This window comes from Burkholderia sp. E168m23, assembly GCF_016586125.1.
GTDB lineage: Bacteria > Pseudomonadota > Gammaproteobacteria > Burkholderiales > Burkholderiaceae > Burkholderia > Burkholderia orbicola.
In genome coordinates, this window is record NZ_BCPP01000060.1 from 1 (window position 1) to 14032 (window position 14032).

19 protein-coding genes are annotated in these 14032 nt (G+C 67.4%); 3 read left to right on the forward strand and 16 right to left on the reverse strand.

The features are described 5' to 3' along the window. The 12 genes from JMF90_RS05365 to JMF90_RS05420 all read right to left on the reverse strand — a co-directional run. Window positions 1-702: ABC transporter permease (locus JMF90_RS05365; RefSeq protein ID WP_201324978.1), on the reverse strand; the 702-nt coding region annotated here is incomplete at its 3' end. Window positions 703-761: 59 nt separating this feature from the next. Continuing rightward, window positions 762-1559, reverse strand: a complete 798-nt coding sequence (locus tag JMF90_RS05370) for an ABC transporter ATP-binding protein (protein WP_006477226.1) — start codon at window positions 1557-1559, stop codon at window positions 762-764. A 121-nt stretch (window positions 1560-1680) separates the two neighbouring features. Then, the gene (locus JMF90_RS05375; RefSeq protein ID WP_027812877.1) at window positions 1681-2685 is read right to left on the reverse strand and encodes an ABC transporter substrate-binding protein; all 1005 of its coding nucleotides are present in this window, start codon (window positions 2683-2685) and stop codon (window positions 1681-1683) included. Window positions 2686-2869: 184 nt separating this feature from the next. Next, the gene (gene fliR / locus JMF90_RS05380; protein WP_027809606.1) at window positions 2870-3652 is read right to left on the reverse strand and encodes a flagellar biosynthetic protein FliR; all 783 of its coding nucleotides are present in this window, start codon (window positions 3650-3652) and stop codon (window positions 2870-2872) included. Window positions 3653-3677: 25 nt separating this feature from the next. Next, window positions 3678-3950, reverse strand: coding sequence for a flagellar biosynthesis protein FliQ (gene fliQ, locus JMF90_RS05385; protein WP_006401718.1), 273 nt, complete (start codon window positions 3948-3950; stop codon window positions 3678-3680). 17 nt (window positions 3951-3967) lie between these two features. Further along, window positions 3968-4729 carry a flagellar type III secretion system pore protein FliP gene (gene fliP / locus JMF90_RS05390; RefSeq protein WP_006477229.1) on the reverse strand — a complete coding sequence of 254 codons (762 nt, stop codon included), beginning with the start codon at window positions 4727-4729 and terminating at the stop codon, window positions 3968-3970. A 36-nt stretch (window positions 4730-4765) separates the two neighbouring features. Beyond that, a complete protein-coding gene (gene fliO, locus JMF90_RS05395) occupies window positions 4766-5347 on the reverse strand; it encodes a flagellar biosynthetic protein FliO (protein WP_054928195.1) in 582 nt (193 codons plus the stop codon). Further along, entirely contained in the window at window positions 5344-5832 is a 489-nt protein-coding gene (gene fliN / locus JMF90_RS05400) for a flagellar motor switch protein FliN (protein ID WP_011544466.1), read from the reverse strand. The genes fliO and fliN overlap by 4 nt, the downstream gene beginning before the upstream one ends. Further along, on the reverse strand, window positions 5825-6823 hold the full coding sequence (fliM, locus tag JMF90_RS05405) for a flagellar motor switch protein FliM (protein WP_006477232.1): 999 nt from the start codon (window positions 6821-6823) through the stop codon (window positions 5825-5827). Before fliM ends, fliN begins: the two co-directional genes overlap by 8 nt. Window positions 6824-6845: 22 nt before the next feature. Continuing rightward, a complete protein-coding gene (fliL, locus tag JMF90_RS05410) occupies window positions 6846-7346 on the reverse strand; it encodes a flagellar basal body-associated protein FliL (protein WP_023477391.1) in 501 nt (166 codons plus the stop codon). A 234-nt stretch (window positions 7347-7580) separates the two neighbouring features. Then, complete coding sequence (locus tag JMF90_RS05415) at window positions 7581-8303, reverse strand: LrgB family protein (protein WP_011544465.1); 723 nt, start codon at window positions 8301-8303, stop codon at window positions 7581-7583. Window positions 8304-8316: 13 nt separating this feature from the next. Then, window positions 8317-8790 carry a CidA/LrgA family protein gene (locus JMF90_RS05420; protein WP_054928196.1) on the reverse strand — a complete coding sequence of 158 codons (474 nt, stop codon included), beginning with the start codon at window positions 8788-8790 and terminating at the stop codon, window positions 8317-8319. Window positions 8791-8931: 141 nt separating this feature from the next. Between JMF90_RS05420 and JMF90_RS05425 the strand changes: the two genes are divergently transcribed. Then, a complete protein-coding gene (locus tag JMF90_RS05425) occupies window positions 8932-9858 on the forward strand; it encodes a LysR family transcriptional regulator (RefSeq protein ID WP_054928197.1) in 927 nt (308 codons plus the stop codon). Window positions 9859-9882: 24 nt separating this feature from the next. Here the strand turns inward: JMF90_RS05425 and JMF90_RS05430 are convergent, their stop codons facing one another. The 4 genes from JMF90_RS05430 to JMF90_RS05445 all read right to left on the reverse strand — a co-directional run bounded on the left by JMF90_RS05430 (window position 9883) and on the right by JMF90_RS05445 (window position 12847). Continuing rightward, window positions 9883-10269, reverse strand: a complete 387-nt coding sequence (locus JMF90_RS05430) for a type II toxin-antitoxin system VapC family toxin (RefSeq protein ID WP_006477237.1) — start codon at window positions 10267-10269, stop codon at window positions 9883-9885. Beyond that, window positions 10266-10514, reverse strand: a complete 249-nt coding sequence (locus tag JMF90_RS05435) for a type II toxin-antitoxin system Phd/YefM family antitoxin (RefSeq protein ID WP_006477238.1) — start codon at window positions 10512-10514, stop codon at window positions 10266-10268. The genes JMF90_RS05430 and JMF90_RS05435 overlap by 4 nt, the downstream gene beginning before the upstream one ends. 105 nt (window positions 10515-10619) lie before the next feature. Next, complete coding sequence (locus JMF90_RS05440) at window positions 10620-12182, reverse strand: DHA2 family efflux MFS transporter permease subunit (RefSeq protein ID WP_011544461.1); 1563 nt, start codon at window positions 12180-12182, stop codon at window positions 10620-10622. A 176-nt stretch (window positions 12183-12358) separates the two neighbouring features. Next, complete coding sequence (locus tag JMF90_RS05445) at window positions 12359-12847, reverse strand: MarR family winged helix-turn-helix transcriptional regulator (RefSeq protein ID WP_011544460.1); 489 nt, start codon at window positions 12845-12847, stop codon at window positions 12359-12361. Between the two features lie 174 nt (window positions 12848-13021). Here JMF90_RS05445 and JMF90_RS05450 point away from each other — a divergent pair, with 174 nt between their 5' ends. Then, window positions 13022-13309, forward strand: a complete 288-nt coding sequence (locus tag JMF90_RS05450; RefSeq protein WP_082409373.1) for a multidrug ABC transporter ATPase — start codon at window positions 13022-13024, stop codon at window positions 13307-13309. A 284-nt stretch (window positions 13310-13593) separates the two neighbouring features. Next, window positions 13594-14032: TolC family protein (locus JMF90_RS05455; protein ID WP_201324979.1), on the forward strand; the 439-nt coding region annotated here is incomplete at its 3' end.

Below are 14032 nucleotides of genomic sequence, written 5' to 3' on the forward strand. Positions count from 1 at the left end.
TTGCTTGGAACCCAGGAATTCGCCGACCACCGCGCCGACCAGCGCGAAGCCGAAGCTCACGTGCAGGCTCGCGAGAATCCACGAGAGCGCGGACGGGATCACGACCGACGTGGTGATCTGCCGGCGCGACGCACCGAGGATCTGCGCGTTCGCGATCAGGTAACGATCCGCTTCGCGCACGCCCTGGAACGCGTTGCCGAACACGACGAAGAACACCATCACGACGGCCAGCGCGATCTTCGACGCCATCCCGAGGCCGAGCGCGATCACGAACACCGAGCCGAGCACGACGCGCGGAATCGAGTTCGCGATCTGGATGTACAGGCCGAACACGTCGGCCATCAGCTTGTTGCGGCCGAGCACGATCCCGCAGATTACGCCGGCCACCGAGCCGATCAGGAAGCCGATCGTGGTTTCCTCGAGCGTGACCCACACCTGCGTGAGCAGCGGGCCTTGCGACGTGCCGTTCACGAACCAGTCCTGGATCTGCTCGAAGATCAGCGATGGCATCGAGAAGAAGAACGGGTCGATCCACTTCAGCCGTGCGGCGAGTTCCCAGCCGCCCAGCACGATCACGAGTACGGCGATCCGCAGGCCGATGATCAGTTGCCGGCGGCGGCGCAGCCGGGTTTGAGCGGCGCGCGACTCGTCCTCGAGCGACGTTGCCGGAATGGCGGTGGGGGGAAGCGTCATGTCGGTCATGCTCCTGTCCTTGCTGTTTCTTGCGATGGCGTGCCGTAGCCCGCCGTGCGGCGTATGCGTCAGCCGATCTGCACTTCTTCGCGCAGGTCGTGCCAGATGTCCCTGGAAATTTCGATGAAGCGCGCGTCGTAGCGCACTTCCGACATGACGCGCGGGCGCGGCAGGTCGATCTCGACGACGCGCTTGAGCGTCGCGGGGCGTGCGGTCAGCACGAACACGCGGTCGGCGAGCGCGATCGCCTCTTCGAGATCGTGCGTGACGAACACGACCGAACCCTTGTTCGCGGACCACAGCTGCAGCAGCTCGTCCTGCATCAGCGTGCGGGTCTGCATGTCGAGCGCGGAAAACGGCTCGTCCATCAGCAGGATTTCCGGCTGGTTGATGAAGGTCTGCGCGAGCGCGACGCGCTTTCTCATCCCGCCGGAGAGCTGGTGCGGGTAGTGTTTGGTGAACTTGTCGAGGCCGACCTTGCGGATCCATTCCTCGGCCTGCGCGTACGCGACATCCTTCGAGCGGCCGCGGAACAGCGGGCCGGCCGCGACGTTGTCGATCACGTTGCGCCACGGGAACACGGCGTCCGCCTGGAACACGAAGCCGATGCGCGGGTCGATGCCGTCGACCGGGCGGCCCATCACGCGGACTTCGCCCGACGCGGGCTTGAGCAGCCCGGTGATCAGGTTCAGCGTGGTCGACTTGCCGCAGCCGGTCGGGCCGACGATCGCGATGAACTCGCCGCGCGCGACGCTCATGCTGAAGTCGCGCAGCGCGACGGTGGCCTTGCCTTCCGGCGAAATGAAGCGGCACGACACATTGCGAAACTCGATCGCCGGTGTGCTCGGGGAAACTGCCTGGTTCATCGCATTGATCCTGCGGGTGAGGAAGGCGCCGCAGCGGGGCGGCGCCGGGCCGGTCAACCGGGCCGGAACGGGGAACGCACGGCGGCGGGATCGCCGCCGCCGGCGCGACTGCCGAGCCCGATTACTTCGCGTTCACGAAATCGTTCGTGTAGGTGCGCGCCAGGTCGATGTGCTTGCCCTTCACCGACGGGTTGAACGCCGACAGCACCTTCAGCACGATCGCCGGGCCGTCGGCCGGCATCTTCGCGTCGGCCGTATACATCGGCAGCGACGCCTTCAGCGCGGCCACGTACAGCGCCTTGTCCTTCTGGTAGTCGGCCGGCATCTTCGCGGCGATTTCCTCGGCGCTGTGCGTGTGGATGAACTGCATCGTCTTGGCGAATGCGTGCGCGAGCTTGGTCGCTTCCGCCTTGTGCGCATCGGCCCACGCCGACTGCACGTACAGGCTCGCGGCCGGGTAGGTGCCGCCGAGCGCGGCGCGCGTGCCTTCCAGCGTGCGCAGGTCGACCAGCACCTTCGCGTCGCCCATCTTCTCGAGCGCGGACACCGTCGGCTCGGTCGTCATCCCGGCGTCGATGCGGCCCTGCTTGATCGCGGCGATGAAGCTCGCGTCGGCGCCGACCGGCAGCATCGTGTACTGCGTCGACGGCACGCCGTGCTGCAGCGCGAGGTATTGGGTGAGGAAGCTCGTCGACGAGCCGAGGCCCGTCACGCCGAGCGTCTTGCCCTTCGCGTCGGCCATCGACTTGAAGGTCGGCGCGGCCTTGGTCGACACCATCTCGACTTCGCCCGGCACCTGGCAGAGCACGGCGATCGCCTTCACGTCCTTGCCCTTGCTCTGCAGGTCGACCGTGTGGTCGTAGAAGCCGACGACGCCCTGCACGGCGCCCGCGAGCAGCTCGTTCTCGGCGTCGACGCCGGCCGGCTGCGACAGCAGCTCGACGTCGAGCCCTTCGGCCTTGAAGTTGCCGAGCTCCTGCGTGAGCCGCGCGGGCAGGTAGATCAGCTTCGCGATCCCGCCGACCATGATCGTGATCTTGCCGCCGTCGTCGGCGAAAGCGGGGTGAGCGGCGAGCGCGCAGCTCAGGCTGGCTGCCACGGCGAGGGTGCGCAGGATAGGTCGCATCGGGGTCGTCTCCTTCGTTGTATTCGTATGGCGCGATGCGTGCTGCATCGTCATCACGAGTATAGGGAGGCGAAACCTTCTGCAACCTTTCGCGGGGTAGCGGTTCGTTTAGGGGTTTTCCAGCAACGGAGGGCGGAACGGGGCGACAGGCGCCGAAGCGAGTCGAAAGCGGCCGGCCGCGCGTCTAGCGCCAGCCGATCAACACCCGCCCCATCGCATCGAGCCCCATGTCGAACAGATGCGACACGAACGGCACGAGGTTCGGGATCATCAGTTGCACGAGCAACAGCCCGACGATCAGCGTTACGGGAAAGCCGATCTGGTACATGCCGATCTGCGGCGCCGCGCGGTTCAGGATGCCGAGCGCGAGGTTCGCGATCAGCAGCGCCACGACCACCGGCAGCGACAGCAGCAGCCCCATCTCGAACACGGTCGCGCCGAACGCGGCGAGCGTGCGCCAGCCCGGCGCGTGCAGCAGGTCGGCCGACACCGGCAGCGACTGGAACGACGCGGCGAGCGCCGCGAACATTTGCAGGTGGCCGTCCACCGCGAGGAACGCGAGCATCGCGACCGCGTTCAGGAACCGGCCCATCGCGGGCGTCGCGCCGCTCGAATGCGGATCGAAGAAGGTCGCGAAGCCGAGCCCCATCGACAGCCCGATGAAATCGCCGGCCGCTTCGACGGCCGCGAACACGAGCTGCATCGTGAAACCCATCGCGACGCCGATCAGGAATTGATTGACGAGGATCCAGATGCCCTGCGCGGAGAATACGGTGACGTCCGGCATCGCGCCGAGCGTCGGCGCGACGACGAGCGCCATGAACGCGGCGACGCCGATCTTCACGCGCACCGGCACGGCCGCGTGGCCGACCATGGGCGCCGTCGCGACCAGCGCGAGCATCCGCACGAACGGCCACAGGAACGCCGTGAGCCAGCCGTTGAGCTGCGCGTAGGTGACCGAGAACATACGGGAGAAGGGGGCCGAGCGCGGCTCAGCCGGCGCCGAGCGTCGCGACGTGCAGCAGCGTCTGCCGCAGGTAGTCGAGCATCGTCGTCAGCATCCACGGGCCGGCGATCACGAGCGTCGCAGCGACCGCGAGCAGCTTCGGGATGAACGACAGCGTCGCTTCGTTGATCTGCGTCGCGGCCTGGAACAGGCTCACGACGAGGCCGACCGCGAGCGCGACCAGCAGCAGCGGGGCCGCGAGCAGCAGGCCGACCATCATCGCCTGGTGCGCCAGCGTCATCACTTGTTCGGGCGTCATCGCGCGTGTTCCTCCGCTTAACTGAAGCTCTGCGCGAGCGAGCCGATCAGCAGCTGCCAGCCGTCGACCAGCACGAACAGCATCAGCTTGAACGGCAGCGACACGGTGGACGGCGACACCATCATCATCCCCATCGACATCAGCACGCTCGCGACGACCATGTCGATGATCAGGAACGGGATGAACACCGTGAAGCCGATCTGGAAGCCGGTCTTCAGCTCGCTCGTGACGAACGCGGGCACCAGCAGCGACAGCGGCACGTCTTCCGGGCCCTGCATCGGCGCGGCCTTCGAGATCTTCGCGAACAGCGCGAGATCGGTCTCGCGGGTCTGCTTCAGCATGAAGGTCTTGAACGGCGCGACGCCGCGCTGCACGGCCTGCTCCATCGGCATCGAGCCGTCGGAGAACGGCTTGTAGCCGTCGTTGTACGCACGGTCGAGCACCGGCGACATCACGAAGAAGGTGAGGAACATCGCGAGGCCGACGAGCACCTGGTTCGGCGGCGTCGTCGCGGTGCCGAGCGCCTGGCGCAGCAGCGACAGCACGATGATGATGCGCGTGAAGCTCGTCATCATCAGCAGCATCGCCGGCAGGAACGACAGCATCGTGAGCAGCAGCATCGTCTGCACGCTCAGCGAATAGGTGGTGCCGCCGTGCGGGCCCGGGCTCGCGTTGAACGCGGGCAGGCCGTTCGCCTGCGCATACGCGAGCGCCGGGGCGAGACAGAGGATCAACACGGGCGCGACGCGCGCCGCGTGACGCAGGAATGCGTGTTTCATCGGAATGCGGAGACTGGAAGAGGGCGCGGCGCCATGTCAGCGGTCCTTGCCGCGCCCGAGGCGTTTCGCGGCTTCGCCCGCGAGCGCGTCGCGAAACCGCGAGCCGAACGTGCCGGGCAGGCTGGCGTCGGACGAAGTGCCGCCGACGGACGCGTCGGCCGGGGCCGAGCCCGCAGTCGCCGTCGCGGTGGCCGCCACCGAACCGGCCGGCAGCGTATGCAGCAATCGCACGTTGCCCGGCGCGACGCCGAGCACGAGCCAGGTATCGCCGATCTCGACGATCGTCGCGCTTTCCTTCGCGCCGAGCCCCACGCTCGACACGACCTTCAGCGGGCCGCCGCGCCGCGCGGGCTGGAAGCCGAAGCGGCGGGCGAGCCATGCGCACGCGAACACGAGGCCGATCACGACCGCGAGCCCGACGAGCGTCTGCAGCACCGCGCCGATGCCGAGCGACGGCGCGGCCGAACCGACCGTCACGCTCGACGCGATCGAACCGGGGTGGTTCACCGCGTTCATGTCGGCGGCGCCGGCCGGCGCGCATGCGAGCGACGCGACAGTGGCGAGTGCCGCCGCCGCAATCGCGCGGCACGCGCGCCGGCCGGACATCACGACGTTCATCGATTCAGCTTCCGGATGCGTTCGGCCGGCGTGATGATGTCGGTGAGGCGAATACCGAACTTGTCGTTGACCACCACGACTTCGCCCTGCGCGATCAGGCAGCCGTTCACGAGCACGTCCATCGGCTCGCCGGCCATGCCGTCGAGCTCGACGACCGACCCCTGCGCGAGCTGCAGCAGGTTGCGGATCGCGATCTTCGTGCGGCCGAGCTCCACGGTCATCTTGACCGGGATGTCGAGGATCATCTCGATGTCGTTGTGCGTCGAGCTCGCCGCGGCCTTCGACAGCGGCTGGAACACGCCGGCGCCCGTCGCGCCCGCCTGCACCGGTTGCTCGTTCTGCTCGGCGAGCGCGGCCGCCCAGTCGTCCATGCCCGGATCTTCCTCGGCCGCGGCCGGCGCCTTCGCGTCGGCGGCCGACGCCGCGAGGGCCGCATCGGCCATCGCCTGGATGTCGTCGTCGGGCGTCTGGTTCAGCTCACTCATATCCACCTTCCTTCATCGAATCGCTCGCGCCGATCATCTTCTGCACGCGCAACGCATATTGACCATTGAAAATTCCGTAGCCGCATTCCATCACCGGCACGCCGTCGACCTTCGCGGTGATCGTGTCCTCGATCTCCAGCGGCAGCACGTCGCCCGCGCGCAGGTTCAGGATCTTCTCGAACGTCGACGAGATCTCGGCGAGATTCGCGGTCAGCTCGACTTCCGCGGCCTGCACCTGCTGCGACAGCACGCGCACCCAGCGGCGGTCGACTTCGAGCGCCTCGCCCTGGATCGGCGAGCTGAGCACGTCGCGGATCGGTTCGATCATCGAGTACGGCATGCAGATGTGCAGCGTGCCGCCGGTCGGCCCGAACTCGATCGAGAACTGCGTGACGATCACGATCTCGTTCGGCGTCGCGACGTTCGCGAACTGCGTGTGCATCTCCGAGCGCACGAATTCGAACTGCAGCGGCCGCACGCTCTTCCACGCGGTCGTGTAGTGCTCGAACACCAGGTTCAGCAGCTTGCCGATGATCCGCTGCTCGGTGGCCGTGAAGTCGCGGCCCTCGACGCGCGTGTGAAAGCGCCCGTCGCCGCCGAACAGGTTGTCGACGACGAAGAACACGAGGTTCGGGTCGAACACGAACAGCGACGTGCCGCGCAGCGGCTTCACGTGCACCAGATTCAGGTTGGTCGGGATCGGCAGGTTGCGGGTGAATTCGCTGTACTTCTGCACCTTCACCTGGCTGACGGAAATTTCCGCCGTGCGCCGCATGAAGTTGAAGATGCCGATCCGCAACAGGCGCGCGAAGCGGTCGTTGATGATCTCGAGGCCGGGCATCCGGCCGCGGACGATCCGCTCCTGCGTCGCGATGTTGTAGGGGCGGACGCCCGATGTGTCGCGCTGCTCGTCGACTGCATCGGTTTCGCCCGTGACGCCCTTGAGGAGGGCATCGACCTCCTCCTGGGACATGAACTCCTGGTGACCCATACGCGCTCCTTTCGCGGCCGCGTTACTGGACGACGAACTCGGTGAACAGGACGTCGTCGACCTTCGCGCGCTGGTTGCCCGGCTGCGTCGGCTGTTCGATCAGCTCCCGCAGCTCCGTCGCGAGCGAACGCTTGCCCTCCGGCGTCGCGAGCTCCTCGGGATGCTTGTTCGACAGCGCGAGCAGGATCCGGCTGCGGATTTCCGGCATCCGCGCGGTCAGTTGCTCCTGCGCCTTCGGATCGGTGAGCTTCAGCGACAGGCCGACGCGCAGGTAGTGCTGCGCGCCGTCGTCGGACTGCAGGTTCACGGTCAGCGGGTCGAGCGGGAAGAACACCGGCGCGGCAAGCGGCGCCGGCTCGGCGGGCGCGCTCGGATGGCCGACGCCTGCCTTGTTCAGGAACACGTACATGCCGCCGGCGGCGGCGGCAGCCGCGCCCAGCGCGATGACGGCGATGAGCGCGATGCGCTTGAACTTGCCGGACGAAGCCGGCTTGTCGGCGGTCGGAGTTGCAGTCGTGGCCATGTGAATGCGTGCGTGATGTCTCGTAGCATGCATTGTTCGGCATCCGGGCCGAGGCCGATGGGCGGAAAAGAGGGGGGAATTGCGGCTATCTCAGCCGATGGTCGGCCGGGTGCCGGCGCGATGTCGCGCAGGAATGCAGAGGAGGAAACGCTCAGGCGGGGGGCGGCTGGCGGGAACCGGGCCGTCAGGCGGAAAGCGCGGCAGGGCGGCCAGCGGCGCCCGCCCGCACTTCTGTCAGATCGGCAGCAGCGTGAGCAACGGCGCGATCAGCACCATCGCGACGCCCGCGATCATCATCGTCAGGCTCGACACGACGCCTTCCTCGTTGCCGATCTCGCGCGCCTTCGCGGTGCCCACGCCATGGGCGGCCGCGCCGAACAGCGCGCCGCGCGCGAGCCGCGTGCGCATCGGCACGAGCGCCAGCACGAGCTCGCCGAGCAGCATCCCGCAGATGCCGGTCGCGATCACGAACAGGGCGGTGAGATCCTTCGGCGCGTGGATCTTGTCCGACACGGCGAGCGCGAACGGCGTCGACACCGAGCGCGTCATCAGCGAGCGCTGCAGCTCGGGCGACAGGTGCAGCAGCTTCGCGAGCAGCAGCGACCCGCATACGCCCGCGGCGATCCCGACCGCGACGCCGACCGACAACGACAGCCAGTGGCGGCGGATCAGGTCACGATAGTCGTAGATCGGCACCGCGAACGCGATCGTCGCCGGGCCGAGCAGCCACATCAGCCAGCGCGTGTCGCGGAAATAGACCGAATACGGGATGCCGGTCAGCAGCACGAGCAGCACCAGCACGCCCGGCACGAACACGAGCGGCGAGAACAGCAGCGTCTTCTTGTACGCGTAGAGCCGCTTCGACGCGAAATACAGCACGATCGTCAGCACGAAGCAGCCGACGGAGATCGCGGTATTCACCCGGTCGGCGGGCAGGTTCGATAGCGCGGCGAGCATGGCAGGCTCCCGCTCAGTGAGCGACGGCGCTCAGGCGCGCGCGGCGGCGCTCGGCGAACACGCGCTGCGCGGCGAGCCGGCGTTCGAGTTTCGCGGCCAGATCGACCGCGACGGCCACCGCGACCATCACGAACGCGGTGCCGGCGAGCATCACCAGCGCGATGCGCCAGCCGTCCTCGCGGAACAGCCCGCCGTACTGCACGGCCGCGACGGCGGCCGGCACGAAGAACAGCAGCATGTCGGACAAGAGCCAGTTCGCGCCGTCCTTCACCCATGCCGGGGCGACGCGGCCCGAGAACAGCAGCACGAGGAGCACCGCGAGGCCGATCACGCCGGACGGAATCGGCAGCCCGACCGTGCGCACGGCCCAGTCGACCGCCATCCACAGCACGCCGAGCGCGGTGGCCTGCAGCACGATCCGGCCCGTGTGCGCGAGGCTGCCCGAAGCGACGGGGCGGGCGGCGGCAGTGGCGGTCGGCTTGTTCATGGCTGGCTCCATACAGATGTTTCTGTCAATGGAGCAAGTATAGGGTTTCCCCTAACCATAAATAAAATGACTTGTCTCTATCCTTGTCATTCCAATTCGGAATTCGCTTGCATTCAGCCGCACCAATTTGGGGAGTGATCGATGGAATTGCGCGCGTTGCGGTACTTCGTCGAGGTAGTTCGCCAGCAGAGCTTCACCGCGGCGGCCGACAGGCTGTTCGTCACGCAGCCGACCATCAGCAAGATGGTGAAGGCGCTGGAGGACGAGATCGGTTCGCCGCTGCTGCTGCGCGACGGCCGGCAGATGGTGCTGACCGACGCCGGGCGGATCGTGTTCCAGCGCGGCCAGGACGTGCTCGCCGCGCAGGCGCAGCTGCAGTCGGAGCTGAACGATCTCGGCACGCTCGGGCGCGGCGAGCTGACGATCGGCATCCCGCCGCTCGGCGGTTCGCTGTTCACGCCGATCATCGCCGCGTACAAGCAGCGCTACCCGAACATCGAGCTGAAGCTGTTCGAGCAGGGCGCGCGGATGATCGAGGCCGCGCTGATGTCGGGCGAGCTGGAACTCGGCGGCCTGCTGGAGCCGGTCGATCCCGGCACGTTCGAGCGGCTGCCGATGGTGCGCGCGCCGCTGTGGCTCGTCGCGCCGCGCGAGTCGCGCTGGGAGGAGCACGCGGCCGTGCCGCTCGCGGATCTCGCGCGCGAATCGTTCGTGTTCTATGCGGAAAGCCTCGCGCTGCACGACGCGGTGCTCGATGCGTGCCGGCAGGCCGGCTTCACGCCGTCGATCGTGAGCCGCAGCGGCCACTGGGATTTCATGGCCGCGCTCGTGCATGCGGGCGTCGGCATCGCGCTGCTGCCCGAGCCGTATTGCCGGCGGCTCGACGCGAGCCAGTTCACGTGCCGGCCGATCGTCGAGCCGGAAATCACGTGGGCGATCGCGCTCGGCTGGCTGAAGAAGGGCTACCTGTCGCATGCGGCGCGCGCGTGGCTCGACGTCGCGCGGGCGACGCTGCCGCTCGCGCCGGCCGACGATCTGGCGTTCGGGGGATTGCGGGCGAGGGAGTGACGGTTGCGCCCCCGCTCAGCGTGATCAGACGTGCCGAATCGGGCCCGGATACCGGGCAACCGTATGGTCGTGCGTGAGAAACGTAACGCCTTCTGCAATCGCCTGGGCAATCAGCAGCCGATCGAACGGATCGCGATGCACCAGCGGCAGTTGCTCGACTGCGAGGACATGTGCGCTCGTGATCGGCAATTCGACGTAGCCGGCGTCGAGCAGATTGCGACGCAGCACGTGCGGATCGACCTGAAAATCATTGCGATCGAGCCCACGCTTGATCACGATCTCCCAGAGACTCGCGACGCTGAACAACAGGGTATAGGCGGGATCCTCGATGAGCGTACGGGCTCGATCGGGCAATTCGGTCGCGTCCGCGGCCGCCCAAAGAATCAGGTGCGTGTCGAGCAGCAGTTTCACGCGTCGCCCTCGAACAGCTTCCGGATGGCATCGTCACCCATCGTATCGAAGTCGGCCGGCACCACGATTTGACCCTTCATGAAACCGATCCGCGCCGGCCGCGTCGCCTCGGGCGCATCGATCGGCACAACCTTGACGAGCGGCTTGCCGGCCTTCGCGATCACGAACGGTTCACCCGCGTGAACTGCCTCGTCGATCAGACGCGACAGGTTCGTCTTCGCGTCATGCATGTTGTAGGTCTGCATGGCATCCCTCAAATAAACTAAGTTCAGTCAGTGTTCTAGCTTAGTTCATATAGAGAATGCCCGCAAGACCTGTCGTCGGCTGCATACAGGGCTGCTCGCGCCCCCTCAATGCCCCATCGCGGGCCCCGCGCCCTTCTTCGGCTTCGTGATCCACACGAGCGCCGCGAGTGCGACGAACACGCCCGCCGACAGATGGAAGAAGTCGTTGGTCGCCATCATGAAGCCTTGCTGCGTGACGAGCTGGTTGAGTTGCGCATTGGCCGTCTGCCCGACGATGCCGAGCTGCGCGAGCGCGCCCTGGTAGTCGGTCGTGTTCTGCGCGTAGATGCTCACCGATTCCGACAGCCGCGCATGATGGTAGATCGCGTCGTTCTCCCAGAACGTCGAGCTGGCCGCGGTGCCGATCGCGCCGGACAGCGTGCGCAGGAAGTTCGACAGCCCCGATGCGCTCGCGAGCCGCTCGTCGGAGATGCTCGACAGCGTGATCGTCGTCATCGGCACGAAGAAGCACGCGACGCCGATGCCCTGCACGAGCCGCGGCAGGATCACGTGGTTGAACGGCACGTCGAGCGTAAACGTCGCGTTCCACAGCGACACGCCCGCGAACACGATGAACGCGAAGCTCGCGACCATCCGCAGGTCGAGCCGGTGCATGTTGCGGCCGATCAGCGGCGACAGCACCAGCGCGAGCAGCCCGACCGGCGCGGTCGCGAGGCCGGCCTTGCCGGCCGTGTAGCCCATCACCGTCTGCAGCCATAGCGGGAAGATCACGACCGAACCGAAGAACGCCATGAAGCCGAACGAGATGATCAGCGCGCCGAGCGCGAAGTTGCGGTCCTTGAAGAGCGACAGGTCGACCACCGGCTCCTTCTCGGTCGCCTCCCACACGAGCATGAACGCGAGCGACACGACCGCGATCAGCGCGAGCGCGACGATGAAGGTCGAGTTGAACCAGTCGCGGTCCTTGCCGAGGTCGAGCATCATCTGCAGGCACGACACGCCGATCACGAGCAGCGCGAGGCCGATCGCGTCGATCCGCTGCTTCGACGTCTTCGTCTCGCGGCCGCGCAGCAGGAAATACGCGCAGGTCGCCGAGAACACACCGATCGGCAGGTTGATGTAGAAGATCCACGGCCACGTGTAGTTGTCGCTGATCCAGCCGCCCAGCAACGGGCCGAAGATCGGCGCGACGATCACCGTCATCGCCCATAGCCCGAGCGCGAGCCCGCGTTTCGCCGGTGGGTAGCTGCGCATCAGGATCGTCTGCGACAGCGGCACCATCGGCCCGGACACGAGGCCCTGCAGCAGCCGGAACGCGATCAGCGTCTCGAAGTTGGTCGCGAAGCCGCACAGCGCCGACGCGATCGTGAACGCGAGCACCGACAGCGTGAACAGGCGCACCTCGCCGACCCGGCGCGCGAGCCAGCCGGTCAGCGGCACCGCGATCGCGGACGCGACCGAATACGACGAGATCACCCACGTGCCCTCGCTCGTCGCGACGCCGAGGCTGCCCGAGATGGTCGGCACCGCGACGTTCGCGATCGACGTGTCGAGCACTTCCATGAAGGTGCCGAGCGCGAGCCCGACGGTCAGCAGCGCGAGTGCGCCGCCGGTCAGCGGCGCCGGTTCGGCAGCAGGGGAGGGGGCGGATGCCGTGGTGGCGGACATCGGAATCTCCTAGACGCGGCGCGCGCGACGCGCCGGCACAACGCACGGGCGCGCGACGCAGCGCGGCCCGGCCGGGTGGAAGGAAAAAGGGGAAAAGCGGAGCGGGTGCCTTGTCATCTTCTGCCCAGACAGAGAAATAAGCGAGTGTTTAACCTAGACATGGGGCTCCGCGCGCGTCAGCAGTCGGGTTCGTCGGGCTTCGGGCAGCCGGTCGAACCGGGCCCGTTGGCGATGAAGCGTTGCAGCAGGCCGGTGAGCGTCGCGAGTTCGTCGGCCGAGAAGCCTTCGAGCTGCGCGTTGAGCACGGTCGCGACCAGCGACGGCAGCGCGCGGGCGGCTTCGATGCCGCGTTCGGTCAGCGTCAGCTCGATCATCCGGCGGTCCTGCTCGCTGCGCGCCCGTGCGATCAGCCCCTTGCGTTCGAGCCGGTCGAGCATGCGCGTCATCGAGCCGCTGTCGTACGACATCTTGCGCGACAGTTCGAACGGCGTGCGCGCGTAGCCGCGCGACAGCAGCAGGATCACGCCGATCTGCTGCGCGGTGAGGTCGAACGGCTCGAGCGCGCGATCCATCCGCTCGACGAGCGCCTGCTTCGCCTTCGACAGGTAATAGCCGAGGCTCGTTTCCAGCGCGATGTTCTCGGGATCGTAGAGGCCGCCGGTCATACGATTGCGCGCGCAGCAATAGTGCGTTTCGGGTTAAAACGCGCCCAGTATCTTGAAAAATGATTGCTTAGTCAATATTATTTGAGTCAACCAGTTACGACGTGCATGTTGCACTGCCGGAGACTATGTTCTGACCGATTGGCCCGCGCTGCCGGGCACCCGAGGATGTTCGCGATGCTGTTCCTGAAAAATGCCGCCGGCGCGCTGTGCCGCAACCTGACCGATACCGCTCATCATGTGTTCTCCGGCCCGCACCGCGGCTGGAAGATCGCGCTGTACGTGACGATGCTGGTCGTGCCTGGCGGCTCGCTCGCGGCGCTCGGGTTCGCATGGTTCGATCATCGCCGGCAGCGCAACGCGAAAAATGCCGCCCGCCGCACGAGCCAGCCGGCCGCGACGGAGCCGTCGACATGGCGGGCTGCCGCCGCCGAACCCGTCCCGGTGCCCGTGCGCTGCCACTGACGCCGCAGCACTCCCGCCGCTGTCCGCACGATCCCGCCTGATCGCCGGCCGCGTCACGCGCGGCCGGTGCCGTACGCCGATTCGCCCGCCCGTTTTCCCGCAAGCTGGCCGTAATGGCCGGTAAACCGGCCGGCCGCGCCGGTAACACATTCCGGCTGCCGCGCACCGTACCCTTAGGGCTGCGCAGCTTTCCCGCCGTCAGTTACCATTTGTCCGCCAGCGGCATGACGACCGCATCGCGCGGCGCCGCTCGCCGGCCGTCACGCCCAGACAGGAAAACCACCATGCCGTACGCCTCCCTCCCGCGCGCCGTTCGCCCGCTGAGCGCCGCCGTCGCCATTGCGACGGCCGTGCTGCTCGCCGGCTGCGCCGTCGGGCCCGACTATCACCGCCCCGACACGTCGATCCCCGCCGCGTTCAAGGAAGCGCCGGCCGGCTGGAAAGTCGCGCAACCCGCCGATCGCGCCGACCGCGGCGCGTGGTGGACGGTCTACAACGATCCGCAGCTCGATGCGCTGATCGGCAAGCTCAACGCGTCGAACCAGACCATCGCGCAATCGGCGGCCGCCTACCGGCAGGCGCGCGCGCTCGTCACCGAGGCGCGCGCCGCGTATTTCCCGACCGTCGGGCTGACCGCCTCGGGCTCGCGCGCACGGACGCCGCGCACGTCGCTGTCGTCGGGTTCGTCGTCGAATTTCGGCAGCGGGTCGACCGGATCGATCA

What these genes read in the sequence shown, in the direction of transcription:
- JMF90_RS05370 (WP_006477226.1), bottom strand. Translation starts at nt 1,559, where the DNA reads ATGAACCAGGCAGTTTCCCCGAGCACACCGGCGATCGAGTTTCGCAAT.
- JMF90_RS05375 (WP_027812877.1), bottom strand. Translation starts at nt 2,685, where the DNA reads ATGCGACCTATCCTGCGCACCCTCGCCGTGGCAGCCAGCCTGAGCTGC.
- fliR (WP_027809606.1), bottom strand. Translation starts at nt 3,652, where the DNA reads ATGTTCTCGGTCACCTACGCGCAGCTCAACGGCTGGCTCACGGCGTTC.
- fliQ (WP_006401718.1), bottom strand. Translation starts at nt 3,950, where the DNA reads ATGACGCCCGAACAAGTGATGACGCTGGCGCACCAGGCGATGATGGTC.
- fliP (WP_006477229.1), bottom strand. Translation starts at nt 4,729, where the DNA reads ATGAAACACGCATTCCTGCGTCACGCGGCGCGCGTCGCGCCCGTGTTG.
- fliO (WP_054928195.1), bottom strand. Translation starts at nt 5,347, where the DNA reads ATGAACGTCGTGATGTCCGGCCGGCGCGCGTGCCGCGCGATTGCGGCG.
- fliN (WP_011544466.1), bottom strand. Translation starts at nt 5,832, where the DNA reads ATGAGTGAGCTGAACCAGACGCCCGACGACGACATCCAGGCGATGGCC.
- fliM (WP_006477232.1), bottom strand. Translation starts at nt 6,823, where the DNA reads ATGGGTCACCAGGAGTTCATGTCCCAGGAGGAGGTCGATGCCCTCCTC.
- fliL (WP_023477391.1), bottom strand. Translation starts at nt 7,346, where the DNA reads ATGGCCACGACTGCAACTCCGACCGCCGACAAGCCGGCTTCGTCCGGC.
- JMF90_RS05415 (WP_011544465.1), bottom strand. Translation starts at nt 8,303, where the DNA reads ATGCTCGCCGCGCTATCGAACCTGCCCGCCGACCGGGTGAATACCGCG.
- JMF90_RS05420 (WP_054928196.1), bottom strand. Translation starts at nt 8,790, where the DNA reads ATGAACAAGCCGACCGCCACTGCCGCCGCCCGCCCCGTCGCTTCGGGC.
- JMF90_RS05425 (WP_054928197.1), top strand. Translation starts at nt 8,932, where the DNA reads ATGGAATTGCGCGCGTTGCGGTACTTCGTCGAGGTAGTTCGCCAGCAG.
- JMF90_RS05435 (WP_006477238.1), bottom strand. Translation starts at nt 10,514, where the DNA reads ATGCAGACCTACAACATGCATGACGCGAAGACGAACCTGTCGCGTCTG.
- JMF90_RS05440 (WP_011544461.1), bottom strand. Translation starts at nt 12,182, where the DNA reads ATGTCCGCCACCACGGCATCCGCCCCCTCCCCTGCTGCCGAACCGGCG.
- JMF90_RS05445 (WP_011544460.1), bottom strand. Translation starts at nt 12,847, where the DNA reads ATGACCGGCGGCCTCTACGATCCCGAGAACATCGCGCTGGAAACGAGC.
- JMF90_RS05450 (WP_082409373.1), top strand. Translation starts at nt 13,022, where the DNA reads ATGCTGTTCCTGAAAAATGCCGCCGGCGCGCTGTGCCGCAACCTGACC.